Genomic DNA, 15,532 nt, shown 5'->3' with positions numbered 1-15,532 from the left:
GTATTGTTCTACGGGCAAAAACTTTAGAACAGTTGATTGAGGTGAGTTAGTTGGGAATAACGCCAAGAGAGAGATTCTTCAAAGCAATGAACTGCGAAGAGACTGACAGGCCCCCGGTCTGCGGTATGACGACCACAGCAACTGTCGAACTTATGGATCACGTCGGTGCATGGTGGCCTGAGGCACACCACGACGGGAAACAGATGGCAAAGATCGCACTAGGTGCGTACGAGTTCCTCGGTTTGGAGTCAGTGAGAGTACCTTATTGTCTCACATATGAGGCTGAGGCACTTGGATGCAGGATCGATTTCGGTAAGAGGAATTCGACGCCGATGGTCAAGACAAATCCGTACAAAGAGAATTTCGATGTGGACCTTGAATTGATGAGCCCCGAGGAGATGCTGAAGATCCCGAGGAACCAGGCCATCATCGAGGCAACGGAGACGATAATCAAGGACAGGAAAGAGGATCTGCCCACATTGCTCGGTGTAACCGGTCCATTCACGATCGCGGGACACCTTGTAGGAACAGAGAACCTCGTCCTTTGGACGATAACCGAACCGGATATGGCAAAGAAATTCTCGAACTATGCGGGCGACTATGAGAAGATGTGGCTCGAGTTCGTGGAGGGTCTTGGAGTGGACAGTATCCAGATGTCCGAACCTACCGCGTCATGGGATATGATCCCTCCAGAGATGTTCGATGAGTTCGCACTTCCGAATCTCAAGAAGGTATATGCACCACTGAAGAAGACCATGAAGGTCCTTCACATCTGCGGTAACATGTTGCCTATGTTGAACAACATGATAGCTTCTGGTGCTACAGCATGTTCGCTTGAGGAGAAGACGGATCCAGTCGAGGCTGTCAAGCTTGCTGACAAGAGAGCGGCACTCGTCGGAAACGTCGGTGTCGTCAAACCATTGCTCATGGGAACACCAGAGGAAGTGAAGGCATCGGCGATCAGGAGTGCGAATGCTGGATTCAACATCATATCCGCCGGATGCGGAATGTCCGCGTTGATCAAGCAGGAGAACGTACGCGCGATGGTGGATGCCATCGTAAACTACAAGAAATGAAACCGATGGGGGAATTCCCCCATCATTCCTTTTTTATCCTTCCCTGACCCAGGTCGAGGAAGTACTTTATCACATTCTTCTCAGCATCACGGATTATAACGGACATCGTGGATTTGGAGCAATTGAACTTCTCACACAATCCTTCGGTGGTGAGTTTCTTCGGGATATCATAATATCCGTTCTCGAATGCATATCTCAACACCTCCTCCTGTTTCGGGGTCAGGGTGTAATCGAGATTGATCTCGACCGAGGAGATGATCTGTACGCCATATCCTTCATCCAACATCCTCTTCACTAATGCCTTCACGAGCATCTTGTTGGGAGCGAGGACCACCCATTTTATCACATGATCATTCAATGGGACTGCCGATGTGATGAAACAACCGGATTCCGAACCGATCTTTGCCAATCTGCAATTCACATTCATTATCGTAGCGAGATATTGGCAGTTGCCTGTTTTTATTATAGAATACTCTCCCATCAGATCCAAGGTATGTGTCGAACCACAGTATTTGTCCAATTCCCTGGTAGGATCATAGATTTTGATCATGGAATGGCCTGCACCATCATTCAAGAACGAACATTGGATTATCTCCACAGTTCTGTCGTTGTTAAAACATGATATGGGCAACAGCATATGACATGGATTTCCATCAGGGTTTATCCCACCGATTCTTCTGTCGACCAATAATTTGGCCTGATGCATATATTAGAATACGTTTGTGCAGTAAATAAAATTATTCGAACATGTTCGTACAACCCATTATAAAACGTCTTCCCAATTCTATTACGTATTGTTCCAAAGTTTTTTGCCCCAACAGAGGAATAACATGGCAATTGATGCAGAGAAAAAAGCAAAGGTCCTGAAGTACCGCTGGGTGGTGTTCGTTACACTGGCAATAGCGTACTTCTTCGTGTATTTCCACAGGACCACAGGAGGTGCCATCTCCGGTGAGATGCAGGATTGGTTCAGCATAACCAAGTCTGAGGTCGGGATGTTGGCATCTGCCTACCTATGGGCGTACACGCTGATGCAGATCCCGAGCGGAATTCTTACCGATAAGATGGGACCGAGGAAGGCTGCTACTATATTCATCCTTCTCCTCGCAGCTGGTTCAGTGTTGTGCGCAGTATCGTCATTGGAATCAATCAAGAGTTACCCGTTGATGTGGGTCGGTAAATTCGTCATCGGTATCGGTGCAGCTGTCATCTATATCCCGATCATGAAGGTGTTGGCTGTTTGGTTCAGGAAGAATGAATTCGCTTCTATGAGCGGTATCCTTCTTCTCGTAGGTAACGTCGGAGGTATCGCAGCAGCGACGCCGATGGTCATGCTCATCCAGAACCTTGGATTCGCTGACACATACTTCATCCTTACAGGAATCACCGTTGTTATCGGTATCCTTACATGGTTGTTCGTAAGGAACCACCCGAACGAGATGGATCTGCCCGGAATCGAGGAGATCGTCTCCGAGGAGACGGGAGAGCCTATCAAAGAGTCCACATCTGCGAAGATGGGAACGAAAGAGGCACTCAAGCTCACATTCACAAGCGGAAGGAAGTTCTGGCCGCTGGCCATATGGTTCTTCTTCATGTATGGAACCATCATGCTCTGGCAGGCCTCTCAGGCAGGTTCGTTCTACAAGGATATCGGTGGCCTTCCCAGCGACACATATGCGATGTTCATCACAATGGTCGGTGTCGGTATGGTCGTCGGATGTCCGTTGGCAGGAAGGCTGTCCGATAAGGTACTCAAGTCCAGGAAGAAGGTCATCATCATCGGTACGATCGTGTACACGCTCGTATGGGCGGTCATCTGGCTCACAGGAGACAATGCCGACTTCGTCAGCAACACGACGTATCAGTACATCCTCAACTTCTGCTTTGGATTCTTCGGAGGATTTTTCGTTGTATCGTATGCTCAGATCAAGGAGTTGTACCCCATCGCCATGGCAGGTACATCCACTGCAGCATTGAACCTCTTCCCGTTCGCGGGAGGTGCACTGCTCGCATTAATCTCCGGTCCGATCGTCGAGGCAACGTCGTTCAAGACATTATGGATGGCCGCATTCATCATGATGGTCGTCGCTTCTGTCTGTGCGATTCTCAGTGTCGAGAAACAGAGAGATTGAAAACCATAACAAGGCCGGCGCATCGCCGGCCACCTTTACCACTCATTTTGATAGTCGGATATCGGTTCCGAATCTTTTGAAAGGACCAGAATATCCACATTCGTTGTTCTATCTGATGCGTTCCTTCTAGATACCTTTATAAATAATATAATAATAGACGCCATCTACAGGTGTTCAAATGGTAGATTTTAAAACAATCATCAATGACGCAAAGACAGGCAAATCATACAACGTTGCCGTGTCAGGCCACCACGCGAACTCTCTGATTGGTAAGAACATCGGAGAGATCGTAGACGGAATTTTCGTGGGTCTCCCCGGTTACAAACTCAAGATCACCGGTGGAAGCGACAACACAGGCGTTCCCATGAGGAGCGACATGCCCGGTAACAAGAGGAGAATGCTCCTTATGGCAGACGGACAGTCATTCCACGAGAAATACCCTGGACAGAGGAAGAGAGTCGCAGTACGTGGTGCTACGATCTCACAGTCGATCGTCCAGATCAACATGGTAGTCGCAGAGTACGGACCCAAGTCCATCGAGGATTGTCTCGCAGAGCCTGCTGAGGCATCCGCGGAGAACTGATGAAAGTGCAAAAGCAGCCCGAGATCAACATCGGAATGATCGGGCATGTCGACCACGGTAAGACAACACTTACCAAAGCTCTCAGCGGAGAGTGGGCCGACCGTCACTCTGAGGAGGTCAAAAGAGGTATCTCCATCAGGCTCGGGTATGCGGACGTAGCTTTCTACAAGTGTCCTAAATGTGAAGGACCATCAGCATATGGAACGAAACCCAAGTGCCCCAACTGTGGTTCCGATACAGAATATCTGCAGTCGGTATCATTCGTCGATGCACCGGGACACGAGACCCTCATGGCGACGATGCTCTCCGGAGCAGCCTTGATGGATGGTGCGATATTACTCGTCGCAGCCAATGAGAAGTGCCCTCAACCTCAGACGAAGGAGCACTTGATGGCATTGTCCATCATGGGTATCGAGAGGATCATCATCGTTCAGAACAAGATCGATATCGTCACACGTGAACAGGCAGTCGAGAACTTCAAGCAGATCAAGGAGTTCGTGAAGGGAACGATAGCTGAGAACGCACCCGTCATCCCTATCTCTGCCAACAGAGGCGTCAACATCGATATGCTCGTCGAGGCCATCGAAGAGCACATCGTGGCGCATGTCGAGAGGGATCTCGATTCGACACCGTTGATGCACGTCGCACGTTCATTCGATATCAACTCACCGGGTACTACTCCTGATAACCTCAAGGGCGGTGTGCTCGGAGGTTCATTGATCCAAGGTACCATCAAGATAGGTGACGAGATCGAGATAGTTCCCGGAATAAAGACGGAAGTCAGCGGAAAGGATGTGTACCAAAGGATAACCACGAAGGTCACATCACTCGTAGCCGGCGGAAAGTCCGTCAAATCCGTGAATCCTGGTGGATTGATCTCTATAGGTACTTCGCTCGATCCCTCGATCACCAAATCGGATGGTCTCACGGGAAGGATGATCGGTGTCCCCGGTCACTTGCCTGCCGTCGTACACGACTTCAACATGAAGACGACATTGCTCGACCGTGTGGTAGGATTCGCTTCGGACCTCAAGGTCGACGAGATCAAGAGCAACGAGCCGTTGATGCTCTCGATCGGTACAGCGACCACCGTCGGAATCGTCAAGAGCGGTAAGGGCGGAGCGATACAGGTCGTTCTGAAGATCCCTGTATGCGTATCCGAGGGTCAGAGGGTAGCAATATCGAGAAGGATCTCCAACAAATGGAGACTCATCGGTTACGGTATCGTCGAGCTGTGATCATGCAGACCGTCGTATTGGACACAAACGCTTTACTCATGCCTTTTGAAATGAGGATGAATCTCGACCTCTCCGTGCAGAATCTGCTCGGAGACGTCAGATTCGTCGTGCCTGGTCCTTTGATCGGGGAATTGAAGCATCTTGATAACAAGTATGCAAGCGCCGCATTGACCCTTGCGAGGAAGTATGAGATCATACCGACCGAGGCGACAGGGGATAATTCTGTTATAGAACTCGCACTTAGAACAGGCGGATATGTTCTTACGAATGATAAGATACTGAGGGGAAGGCTTAGAAAAGTAGGCGTGCCCCTGATATATCTTCGTTCAGGGACACATCTGGTAGTTGAAAGGGTTTAGAGCATCGGTTCCGGGCTCTCATCCAATCCAGTATCAGGTTCCCTTCCCAATTGGTCGAGTTTGGCCTTTATGATCTTGGCACCCACCTCGGATGCCGCATAAACAGGGACCTTCGTTCCTGCTTGGAGTAACGCCCTTCCTTTAGCGATCTCTCTGATGTGTTTCGATGCACAGGATGTGATTATATCACACGTATCGAACAGTATCTCCGCATCCTTCTCGGATATGCCTGTCGTATGTACCGCGATGATGACCGTCGTCATGCCGAAACAATCCCTGATCTCCTGCGCATCCTTCGCATTGGCGACCGTCACAGCGATGGTATGGTAATGCATATGGTATGCCTTGGCGACCCCTTCGAACTGATCTATCTTCGCAGTCTTAGGATCAAGGAGCCTCTCTGCGCCGATATCGTCCACTACCTTCTGGATGAGTTCTGTCTCGATTATGCCTGATATGCGTCCTCCCATGCCCTGTACGATCTCCGGATCCTCCAGGACCACCGTGCCGCAGCCATCTGCTGCTATGACAGCAGCATCGATAAGGTGTTCAGTCAATGCAAGACTCAACATCTCGGATACACCGAAACTGAGGAAATCCTTCATCCTGGTGTCCCTGTTGTCATTGCACATTCCGAATCTCTCTATGCGGAATTCCGCATTCTTCCTCACGGATTCACAGTTGAGTTCGTCTATACCGCGGTGTTTCTTGAACAGAGGACAATACTTCACTTTGGGTTCGGTCACATCGATGACCTTGCCATCCTCTATCGTCACCTTGGACATACCAAGCATCTCCATGACGTGTCTGGTCATGATATCACATCATTCGATGACTTCGACGGAGATGATCTTCTTCTCTTCCAACGGTCTGTCGTTGTGATCCGTCTCGGACCTCTCGATCTTCAGGACCACTTCGTAGCTCTCCTTGTCCGCACATTCTCCAAATACGGGGTGTTTGGACGGTGTTCTCATGTCGTCCCAATCGAGGTATTTATTGTCGTTGGTGTTGATGAAGAATTGACTGCCACCTGTGTTCGGACGTCCTGTGTTGGCCATTGAGATGGTCCCTCTGACGTTGGAGTGTCCTTTGACGAACTCATCCTCTATGTTGTAGCCCGGTCCGCCCATGCCTGTTCCTGTCGGGTCTCCGCCTTGGATCATGAATCCCTCGATGACCCTGTGGAAGATCACGCCATCATAGAATCCTTCTTTGGCAAGTTTAACGAAGTTCCCAGCTGTTACCGGCATGTCCTTGTACATATCGAGTTTGATGTCCCCGACATTAGTGTGCAGAATGACTGTTGTCATGTTCACAGGTTATGGGATGTAAGATAATAAATTGTTGATGTTCACCCATACATGCTGTCGGCAGCGCCGAATTCATGTTCCTCGCTGGTCTCTTTCAATATCCTGAGGTATTCCTGTTTGTACACGGATCTGTAGAATCTTCCGTATATTATCGTGAGAATGGATATGATATCGGCGATTATGATCGGTATCTGCAATGACTTCTCATATCCTGGGCAGAACCAGAGCACTATGGAAATCAAGATGGCCAACGTACACTGGGATGTGATGTTCTTGAGACCGTTGAGTTTCTCCAATTCCTCGGTTATGATCGAGATGTACACGATCGGGGTCTTCACAGCACTCCACTCGTTGATCAATTGAGTCGGTATCTGTCCATCGGCCTTGTCCACGGATCTTAGCAACATGTACCTCTTAATCGTTTTGGCAGAGCTCCTGACAGTGATGAATATCGTCGGTACCGATACGATCATCAGGATAATCATCACTGTGAACATGGCTGATGCGAATGTGTCTATGTTGATCATCGACAGATTATCATCTCGTTGAGAATAATATGCATGTTATTGATTAAAGGGATAGCGGTTTGAAGGTGTTCGCCCTTCCCTTTCGGGAAGGGCTGGATGTATCATTCGAACAGTTTCACAGCGTTTCTGATGCCCATCGCACCTACGACGGCGGATGCACCGCATATGATGAAGAATACGCCTGAGAGGATCATGATTATGTCCTCTGCGGTCCCTGCGAATATGGCGATCAGGACACCAAGAATGATCATGACGATCCCCATGACCTTGGCGATATTGCCTATCGGCGTATGAGGGATGCTCATACCGAAGAAGGAGCATATGCCGAAGATTATCAGATATGCCGCTACGATATACATCAGGATATCAAGATTGATCAACGCTATCGCGATCATCGCGACACCTAACAGTACTTCCAGGACGGTCTGCAGAAGTTTTAATTTCTTATCTCCAAGATCATTCATCGCTTCGAATGTGTTGGTGAGGCCAACGATTATCGTGAACACTCCTGAAATGATCACTATGATGCTCAGGCTGCTCTTTGGCGAGACTATGAACAGTATGCCGAGGATGATCGTCAGGATACCGAACACAAGGACGGATCCCCATCCTCTATTCGCTATCGGCTCTACTTTGTATTGCATATGGGACGGACACATTTCGGCGATAATAATCATTTCCATCTTCAGATAGGTAAGAGAATGATCGTTCCCGTTAATTGCGTTCACGCAATTATAGAATTTGTTAATTGCGTAAAACGGGTTTTTCGCAATTAACAACTCCATATCAATATGAATTCAAGATATCCATTATCTCTTTGCAAACGAACAATTGATTCCTCTTCCTGCCTGTGGTCTCAGACAGTATCCCTTTTTCGACAAGATCGTTGACCATCTTCCCCGCAGTCGATAGGTGTACATTACAGATCTTCGCGACATCCATCTTTCTCACGAAGGGGTTGATGAACAGAGAGTCGATGAGATGCGATGTCTTGAGATCGTTATCCATCTCATGGAACCTCTGTCTGACTTGATACAGGGAATCGATCAAACGTATGGAGCTATTGGATTGTTCGATCAGAGCATCAAGGAAGAGATCAATCCAGCCCTGGAAATCATCACACTCTCTCACTCTATTCAAACTGCGGATGTATTCATCGCGTTTATCGTTGAAATATCCGCTAAGATATAACACTGGATACTCCAACACCTTACTTCTATTGAGTATTAGCATGATCAAGAGTCTACCCATCCTCCCATTGCCATCGGTGAACGGATGTATCGTTTCGAATTGATAGTGTGATAGAGCTGCAGATAACAGTATATTCTCATCAGGGGCATTGATGTATTCGATGAGATTTTTCATCTTCCAATAGATGTTCTCGGGAGGCATCGGGACGAATGCGGCCGTGTCAAGGTTGTCGCCTCTATTACCGACTAGGACTTGCACCTCACGATAGTTACCAGGGGATTTGTTCTCTCCACGAACGCCTTTCAGCAGTATCTCATGCAGTTCCAAGATAAGATCCTCACCTATCTCGTTGCCATCGATGTTGCTTGCATGACTCAACGCATCCCTGTAGTTCAGCACTTCCATATTGTCCAACAGTTTGTGAGGGTCCTTTTCCTCCACCCTCTCCGATCTGTAGATGTCCTCCATGGTCGTGCCTGTGCCTTCGATCGCTGAGGATTTGGTCGATTCCATAAGGACGAGAGGTACGAGAAGGATATTCCTCTCTTGTTCTGACATCTGTGAGACTTTCCCATCCAATTTCGACAGAACGATGATCGCAGTCTCTGCCTTCTTGTATGTCTTCTTATCCAATTCGATATCGAATGGGAGGTCGTATGGCCAAAAATAACTGAATCCTCCGTTATTGGAATATCTGACCTCTCCCGATTTTATCGGATGGTAATCGTCCTCTTTCATCAGTTGTTAATTGCGTTCATGCAATTATAGAAGTTGTTAATTGCGGAAAATGGATTTTCCGCAATTAACAACATCATGTCTCTACAATGGGAAGATTTGTTCTACAGGTCGTAGATCCTTTGTTTAGAGCACGTTCTTTGCCCAATTAAGCCAAGGACAACGGTAAATGATCGATTCATTTTCTTGCACCCTATAGTCTATGCTGTGCAAAATTCATGAATAAGTCGAATCAGGCATACTAAGGGAGAACGCTGTTCTTGTCATCTCAATGAGAGATGTGAACAGGACATTCCGAAAGTACATCGCCGTACATATAACTCAGGTGATTGGCCTTTTGACGCTGATGAAGTTCGTCAACCTCGAGACGGGAGAGATCGTCTACGCCCAATCAGCCAAAAGGGAAATGTTGTATATGCTACGAAGAAGACCAAAAACAGGGACAGAGTGAAGGATGCCATCGGTGGCAAGATCTTCGATCATCCCGTACTCAGATTCCGCAACAGAAGGGTGACTAGGTTGCTGTTGGCGACAGTCAACTTCAACAGGTCCAAATTTACAGCCAGGTAAACATGAGCTGTATGATGATAGAGAGGCATCCCGAGTCGTAGTCAGAGGAAGTGGCATCCGCTGTGAACCGTGGTCCGCGAGGATCCGGAAGAGTGGCTGCGGACCTTGGATAGGTCGATGCCCATCAGATCAATCCAGTCATGTATATCGGGACTATGATTATATCGTCCATCTCACTCATATTCTTGGTGCAGATGATGTACTTGCGATCGATCCTATCCTTATATTTCCTTATGAAGCGATCGAGGGATCTGTGGGGATTCACACGGCTGGATTTTACCTCCATCACATTGACCCTCCTGCCGTCAGCAACAAGGAAATCCACTTCTTGGGTGCGATCTGATTCATCGGATACGAAGCGGCAGTAATTGAGATTCCTCCCAGAGGCAGTCAGTGCCTGCGAGACCATGTTCTCGAATATCATCCCTTGATTCATGGACAGGTCCCCTGATAGAAGGGATTGGTATAGTTCATTGCGATCGGCGATGTTAGCTTCCAGCATCATCGTAATGAGCAGACCTGTGTCAACGAAGTACATTTTCAGATCGCTCCTGTCCTCATACTGCGCAATGGCAGGGTCTGGATTCGTACAGTTGTAGCAAGGATTGACCATTTTTGAACTGCACAGCCACGATATGCGCTTGGTGTAGCGCATTTTCCTGGCACCTTTCTTCACAACGCTGGGAGAGAAGACCTTACTGGTCCTGTTGAGCATCGAGGGTATGCTGTTGAACAATTCCGCCAGTATCCCGTCGTCTTCCCTCCAGACGTCTCTGCGATAGATATCCAGGATCATGGTCTTGGCCTTCTCCACTTCTAAGAAGTTGTTCGTCTCTATCAATGCCGATACGGCCTGTGGCATCCCTCCAACTATCATGTAGGTGCGGTACGTGTCCATCAATTCCTTGTGCATCCCATCGGTCAGAGGTTCCATGGAATCGAACGAATCTTTGATGATCCCATACTGAATACCCTTCCCGATGGCCCACATGAATTCTTCCAGATCCATAGGGTTCATGGATTTGGTGATGACTTCCGAAGGCTGTGTCATCCTGGATCTCATTTTCAGTGTGATCAGCGATCCCGTCTCCAGAATCGGATATTTTCCGTACTTCACAAGATATTTGACGATCTGATGGGCACGTGGGAATTCCTGGACCTCATCGAATATTATCAGGCTCTCATGTTCGTACAACATCACGTTATAGTAACCAGAGAGCATTAGGAACAGTTTATCCAGATCGTCAGAGTATCTGTTGAACATCTCTTTGACGGTATCGCTCGCATTCATGAAATCGATCAGGATGTACGATTTATACTCGTTCTTAGCGAATTGCTCCGCTATGGTGCTCTTTCCGACCCTTCTGACCCCTTCGATCATCAATGCATATCTGTGTGAATCGTTCTCTTTCCAATCGAGGAGTACATCATAGAACTTCCTCCTGAATACCGGAGGATTATTTTTTTTCATTATAATCGAATATATTTAAATCATATTTAAAGACATGTAGTTTGCAAATATTGAAATCATTGATTTTATGCAGTTTGCAAATTATTAAAATGCAGTTTTTATGCAGTTTGCAATTTTAGGATGAATAGAACACGTAGGTACATCATCGCATATCCGATCATGATCGGACCGCACATAGCGTGTCCATTCCCTTTTCGAATCCGTCCTCTGATTCACCATCGTCTTTCGGCAGGATAAATGCGATGACCGTTTGCTATTGTCTTAACAGTCTTCGTCAACAGGGCATCATGGATGGTATCGGCAGCGACAGAGACCAGCATAACGCGGCCCGCGATATGCAGAGATTCTGGTCCGGCGAAGGGGCAATAGAGGAGCAGTGATGAATCCGCTTGCGTTCGAACCTACCCTTAGATTCGAGCGCACTTTTTGATATCGGAGGCGCTAAAGGCCTCGAAACGCCGAAACAATAGAATTTTTTCAGAAGATCTGGATGAGTAAGTGGCGGGCCTGAAGGGATTCGAACCCTTGGCCGCTCGATTAAGAGTCGAGCGCTCTACCTAGCTGAGCTACAGGCCCCGTCGAAACCACAAATAAACTTCTTCCATATAAATGTTCGTTCATCCGAACAGTCATCCATTCCTACGCTGGATGTATCCTCGGCAGTTGATGGAAACATCGGCCGAAGGCTCACAATAAATAATATATCGACAGCCGAACATTAGGAATGTCATGGGTCACTTCAAAGTCAGGGATATCATGACGACGGATGTCGTAACGCTTTCGCCGAACAACACCATCAGGGAGGCCGTAAGGAAATTGGCCGTGGAGAATCTGAAGGGTGCACCGGTAGTCGATGAGAACAATCACATGGTCGGGATTGTTAGTCAGAATGACATCCTAGAATTGATCCTGGATTATAGCAAGGTATTGCAGAAGAAGGGTATAGCTTTGAAATCCCTTCTCGCGTCATACATTGACAGTGTCGATGACAGTGATCCGGAGGTCGTGAAGACCACCGAAGCCATCGCTAACACGAAGATCGGCGACATAATGTCCCGCACGGTTCTCATGACAAGCCCTGATGATCTTGTGCTGTCCTTGTTGCAGGCCATGGTGGATATGGATGTCAGTCGCGTACCTGTCGTTGACAGAGGGGTCCTGCTAGGTATCGTTACCAGAGGGGACATCCTGTTCTCGATATACAAGAAGAAACTCATCTGATTCGTAAGGCGTTTTAGGATGAGTGTAGAGGTACACATACTTGCAAGCGGTAGCGATGGTAATTGTACCGTGGTGAAGCATGATGATAGGGCTGTCGTCATCGATGCAGGATTGAGCTGTAAGAGGCTCTTCTCATTGATGGATGTCAACGGTCTTGACAAGGAATGTATCGATGCAATATTGATAACTCATGAGCACACGGACCATACTTCCGGTGCGGGAGTGATGGCGAGGAAACTGAACGTACCGATAATGTGCAATGAGAGGACGTTCAATGCATGCGATTTCGGCAATGTCATGTACTCTCCGATATCGATGATGAACAGATTCCGCGTGGCGAACATGGATGTGATCTCATTGCCGACATCCCATGATGCCGTCGAGCCATCCGCATATCTCATGGATGCGGATGGTTTCAAGGTCCTGGTGGCCACCGATACCGGAAGGATACTCTATCCTGTCGAGCATGCCCTCGAGGAATCGGATATAGCTGTCATAGAATCCAACTATGACAAGAGGATGTTACGCGAAGGTCCATATCCTCCTAGTCTGAAACGTCATATCGACAGTGATATGGGCCATATGTGCAACGTCGATACAGGTGAGATCCTGAAGAGGACGATGAAGAATCCGAACAGAAGGATATTCTTAGCTCATCTGAGCAGACATAACAACACTCCCGATATAGCTAGGGAAACCGTCTCGGAGATAACGGGGATAAAGAGGTATCAGATAGATTGTCTGGAATGCAAAGGGGATACCCGCATCATGCATGATTGACGATCTTAGCTAGATTCCTGTTGACAAGCACCTTGGCGAGCATCCTGGGGATGCGTACAACATCCTCTTTTTTGAGCGAATATGTACGATCGATACCTGAGATCTTCTCATCCAGGTCTTGGAGGATACGGACGACGACCAATTTCATAGGGTCGCATTCCAGCAGATCATCGGTCTTTGGAAGTGTAGTCGTCTCTTCCTTGTCCGGTATCATGGACGGTGTCTCTGCAAAGGGTTCCTCGGGGATATCTATGGTTATATTACGTGGATCCTCATCCTCGTCCTCAGGTATCTCTGGGAAACCATCATCGATAGGGACAGCATCGGACTCGGGAGGTTCGATCACCTCTACTTGCGGGATATCCCCTCCATTATCCGTGATGTTCTCCACTGTCATCCCGATGACCGTGGGAGTCTCCTTCACAGGTTCGGGAGGGACGTCAGGTTGAGTGATGTCCGGAATCGTCACTCTCTTCTTCCTGTCAAGAAGTGCCCAATGGGCCTTCGCTGCTTCGACGAGTGTCTCGTAGAGCACCATCTCCTCCGGTGTCAATGTATCCGTGACGTTGTTCGCGCCCATCCCTGCCCTCATGGCAAGATCGAAGATCTTCCTCATACGCTGTTCGACAACATCCTTCATTGCGATGAGTGTCTTTCTCTTCTTATCGGATGCACCATCGAACAATATGGAGTCCGCATTGGAGTGGATTATCCTCTCGCATTCGATGGTCTTCTTCTCGTACAGTATGACCATGGCATGGTACAGGTCCTTCCTTACGGCTGATAGGTTACCGCTGTTCTTCTCGGTCCTGCTCAGTGAAGTTAGGTCGCTGTATTCCAAGTCATACGTTCCGATGGGCATATGTGCTTCAATGGGATGTCCGTATTTTACCTTTGGTATGATGCCTCCTTATAGCATCCATCTGTGCGATATGAGTAAAATAACGATATATTCGATGTATCAATCTTATATCGGGGACATGCATGGTATGGCATGGACATATCCGAGGCCGTACGCAGTGTGAGCAAAGGCGTGGAAGTGGAGATCTCCGTATCTCCAAGATCCGACAGGCCAGGTGCTGACGGTGTCGACGAATGGAGGAAGAGATTGAATGTCCGGGTCAGGGCACCTCCATTGGATGGCAGAGCGAACAAGGATGTGGAGGAATTGTTCAAGGAGCTGACGGGATTCAAGTCAGAGGTCATCCATGGTCAGACCAGTAGGCAGAAGACGGTTCTTATCATCGGGGATATGGACACTGTGATCGAACGTCTGAGGGATGCCTTTGAATGATGATGAGAGATTGAGAAGATTGGATGAGATCCTTGATAGGATACAATCTATGTCATCCGATCACGTGATATTGGTAGAAGGCAAGAATGATCGCAGATCGTTGTTGGATCTGAATCTATCGTTGGATGCCATCGAGGTACAGAGGGATGGAGGGCCTTTAAGAGCAGCGGAGATGGTGTATGAGTCGGGGAAGAAAGCGATAATCCTTACGGATTGGGATGACAGAGGGGATAGGTTGGCCAAGGACCTTTCCGAACAGCTTTCCGCATTATGCATACCATATGATATGAATATCCGCAAGGATCTCAGAGACATCTGCATCAAGGACATTAAGGATGTCGAAAGTCTGCATTCGCTGTACGTCAGATTGGAGCGCAATGTGATATGACATATTGTCACATGATATCATCATCTTAACACTGCACGTCCATTTTATAAGTGAACAGACCTTAGCGAAGGATGATGAGCAGTCCAATCTTCATAGTGCTCGAGGGCATAGATGGTTCAGGTAAGACGACCGCCATATCCAAGATAGGTGAGTATCTGGAATCCTTGGGTCGCAAGGTCATGATAACGATGGAACCCACCAAAGGTGCCATAGGCAAGCTGGTGGCGGAGACCGATGATCTCACACCAGAATCCGAAGCGCTCCTCTTCACCGCTGATAGAGCATGTCATACGAAGGAGATATCGGAATGCCTGGAGGCAGGATACGATGTCATATGCGACAGATACTTCGCTTCCACATTGGCCTATCAATCCGCATCCGGTCTTGATCGCGATTGGCTGTATTCCATCAATTCCAAGGTCATCAGGGAACCTGACGTACACATACTCCTGGACGTGGATCCAGAGATCTCATTGACGCGTGTCGGTAAGAGAGGGGAGAAGGTCAGTAGGTTCGAGAAGTTGGATTATCTGAGGAAGGTGAGGGATTCGTATCTGGGGATAGCTAAGGCGTATGGCCTCGCCGTATTGGACGCTTCAAGGAATGAGGGCGATGTCCTAATGGACATCATCGGGATGATCGATAGGAGGATATGAA

The 15,532-nt window shown here is 48.0% G+C and carries 20 protein-coding genes and 1 tRNA gene; 12 read left to right on the top strand and 9 right to left on the bottom strand.

What is annotated here, in order from left to right:
- Positions 1-50: 50 nt before the first annotated feature.
- A complete protein-coding gene (locus ACI2NF_RS02480; protein ID WP_400148607.1) occupies positions 51-1,076 on the top strand; it encodes an MtaA/CmuA family methyltransferase in 1,026 nt (341 codons plus the stop codon).
- A 22-nt stretch (positions 1,077-1,098) separates the two neighbouring features.
- Here ACI2NF_RS02480 and ACI2NF_RS02475 read toward each other — a convergent pair whose 3' ends face one another.
- Complete coding sequence (locus tag ACI2NF_RS02475) at positions 1,099-1,764, bottom strand: helix-turn-helix domain-containing protein (protein WP_400205083.1); 666 nt, start codon at positions 1,762-1,764, stop codon at positions 1,099-1,101.
- Between the two features lie 142 nt (positions 1,765-1,906).
- Here ACI2NF_RS02475 and ACI2NF_RS02470 point away from each other — a divergent pair, with 142 nt between their 5' ends.
- The 4 genes from ACI2NF_RS02470 (at position 1,907) to ACI2NF_RS02455 (ending at position 5,388) form a co-directional block, all read left to right on the top strand.
- Positions 1,907-3,208: an MFS transporter gene (locus ACI2NF_RS02470; RefSeq protein WP_400148610.1), complete on the top strand. Its 1,302-nt coding sequence runs from the start codon at positions 1,907-1,909 to the stop codon at positions 3,206-3,208.
- Between the two features lie 178 nt (positions 3,209-3,386).
- Positions 3,387-3,791 (top strand): 30S ribosomal protein S6e, encoded by a 405-nt coding sequence (locus ACI2NF_RS02465; RefSeq protein WP_177972099.1) that lies wholly within the window; start codon positions 3,387-3,389, stop codon positions 3,789-3,791.
- A complete protein-coding gene (locus ACI2NF_RS02460; RefSeq protein ID WP_400211024.1) occupies positions 3,791-5,029 on the top strand; it encodes a translation initiation factor IF-2 subunit gamma in 1,239 nt (412 codons plus the stop codon). Before ACI2NF_RS02465 ends, ACI2NF_RS02460 begins: the two co-directional genes overlap by 1 nt.
- 2 nt (positions 5,030-5,031) lie before the next feature.
- Positions 5,032-5,388 (top strand): PIN domain-containing protein, encoded by a 357-nt coding sequence (locus tag ACI2NF_RS02455; protein ID WP_400152836.1) that lies wholly within the window; start codon positions 5,032-5,034, stop codon positions 5,386-5,388.
- Here the strand turns inward: ACI2NF_RS02455 and ACI2NF_RS02450 are convergent.
- From ACI2NF_RS02450 to ACI2NF_RS02430, 5 genes are all read right to left on the bottom strand, one after another.
- Positions 5,385-6,203, bottom strand: coding sequence for a methanogenesis marker 8 protein (locus ACI2NF_RS02450; RefSeq protein WP_400211023.1), 819 nt, complete (start codon positions 6,201-6,203; stop codon positions 5,385-5,387). The genes ACI2NF_RS02455 and ACI2NF_RS02450 overlap by 4 nt on opposite strands.
- Positions 6,204-6,212: 9 nt before the next feature.
- Positions 6,213-6,698 (bottom strand): peptidylprolyl isomerase, encoded by a 486-nt coding sequence (locus ACI2NF_RS02445; protein ID WP_177972133.1) that lies wholly within the window; start codon positions 6,696-6,698, stop codon positions 6,213-6,215.
- Positions 6,699-6,739: 41 nt separating this feature from the next.
- Positions 6,740-7,225 (bottom strand): hypothetical protein, encoded by a 486-nt coding sequence (locus ACI2NF_RS02440; protein ID WP_177972134.1) that lies wholly within the window; start codon positions 7,223-7,225, stop codon positions 6,740-6,742.
- A gap of 101 nt (positions 7,226-7,326) precedes the next feature.
- Positions 7,327-7,869, bottom strand: a complete 543-nt coding sequence (locus tag ACI2NF_RS02435; protein ID WP_177972135.1) for an HdeD family acid-resistance protein — start codon at positions 7,867-7,869, stop codon at positions 7,327-7,329.
- Between the two features lie 142 nt (positions 7,870-8,011).
- Positions 8,012-9,154 (bottom strand): Fic family protein, encoded by a 1,143-nt coding sequence (locus ACI2NF_RS02430; protein ID WP_400148836.1) that lies wholly within the window; start codon positions 9,152-9,154, stop codon positions 8,012-8,014.
- A 444-nt stretch (positions 9,155-9,598) separates the two neighbouring features.
- Between ACI2NF_RS02430 and ACI2NF_RS02425 the strand changes: the two genes are divergently transcribed.
- Positions 9,599-9,721, top strand: a complete 123-nt coding sequence (locus ACI2NF_RS02425; RefSeq protein ID WP_400211022.1) for a hypothetical protein — start codon at positions 9,599-9,601, stop codon at positions 9,719-9,721.
- A gap of 124 nt (positions 9,722-9,845) precedes the next feature.
- On the opposite strand, the gene ACI2NF_RS02420 is transcribed toward ACI2NF_RS02425, so the two are convergent.
- Positions 9,846-11,192 (bottom strand): ATP-binding protein, encoded by a 1,347-nt coding sequence (locus ACI2NF_RS02420; RefSeq protein WP_400151680.1) that lies wholly within the window; start codon positions 11,190-11,192, stop codon positions 9,846-9,848.
- Between the two features lie 242 nt (positions 11,193-11,434).
- Here ACI2NF_RS02420 and ACI2NF_RS02415 point away from each other — a divergent pair, with 242 nt between their 5' ends.
- Positions 11,435-11,572: a hypothetical protein gene (locus tag ACI2NF_RS02415; RefSeq protein WP_400148114.1), complete on the top strand. Its 138-nt coding sequence runs from the start codon at positions 11,435-11,437 to the stop codon at positions 11,570-11,572.
- A 119-nt stretch (positions 11,573-11,691) separates the two neighbouring features.
- Here ACI2NF_RS02415 and ACI2NF_RS02410 read toward each other — a convergent pair.
- A tRNA-Lys gene (locus ACI2NF_RS02410) sits at positions 11,692-11,768 on the bottom strand.
- Between the two features lie 153 nt (positions 11,769-11,921).
- Between ACI2NF_RS02410 and ACI2NF_RS02405 the strand changes: the two genes are divergently transcribed.
- Both ACI2NF_RS02405 and ACI2NF_RS02400 read left to right on the top strand, forming a co-directional pair.
- The gene (locus ACI2NF_RS02405; RefSeq protein WP_177971524.1) at positions 11,922-12,413 is read left to right on the top strand and encodes a CBS domain-containing protein; all 492 of its coding nucleotides are present in this window, start codon (positions 11,922-11,924) and stop codon (positions 12,411-12,413) included.
- Between the two features lie 18 nt (positions 12,414-12,431).
- Positions 12,432-13,193, top strand: a complete 762-nt coding sequence (locus ACI2NF_RS02400; protein ID WP_177971525.1) for an MBL fold metallo-hydrolase — start codon at positions 12,432-12,434, stop codon at positions 13,191-13,193.
- On the opposite strand, the gene ACI2NF_RS02395 is transcribed toward ACI2NF_RS02400, so the two are convergent.
- Positions 13,180-14,055, bottom strand: a complete 876-nt coding sequence (locus ACI2NF_RS02395; protein ID WP_400211021.1) for a hypothetical protein — start codon at positions 14,053-14,055, stop codon at positions 13,180-13,182. The genes ACI2NF_RS02400 and ACI2NF_RS02395 overlap by 14 nt on opposite strands.
- Before the next feature lie 132 nt (positions 14,056-14,187).
- On the opposite strand from ACI2NF_RS02395, the gene ACI2NF_RS02390 reads away from it, so the two are divergent.
- The 3 genes from ACI2NF_RS02390 to tmk all read left to right on the top strand — a co-directional run bounded on the left by ACI2NF_RS02390 (position 14,188) and on the right by tmk (position 15,531).
- Entirely contained in the window at positions 14,188-14,487 is a 300-nt protein-coding gene (locus ACI2NF_RS02390) for a DUF167 family protein (protein WP_400148828.1), read from the top strand.
- Positions 14,480-14,875, top strand: a complete 396-nt coding sequence (locus ACI2NF_RS02385; protein WP_400211020.1) for a Toprim subdomain protein — start codon at positions 14,480-14,482, stop codon at positions 14,873-14,875. The genes ACI2NF_RS02390 and ACI2NF_RS02385 overlap by 8 nt, the downstream gene beginning before the upstream one ends.
- A 71-nt stretch (positions 14,876-14,946) precedes the next feature.
- Positions 14,947-15,531 (top strand): dTMP kinase, encoded by a 585-nt coding sequence (tmk, locus tag ACI2NF_RS02380; protein WP_400148825.1) that lies wholly within the window; start codon positions 14,947-14,949, stop codon positions 15,529-15,531.
- Position 15,532 lies beyond the last annotated feature (1 nt).

It is taken from the genome of Candidatus Methanarcanum hacksteinii (assembly GCF_964305265.1).
Lineage (GTDB): Archaea > Thermoplasmatota > Thermoplasmata > Methanomassiliicoccales > Methanomethylophilaceae > Methanarcanum > Methanarcanum hacksteinii.
This window is presented reverse-complemented; position numbering and strand designations above follow the sequence as displayed.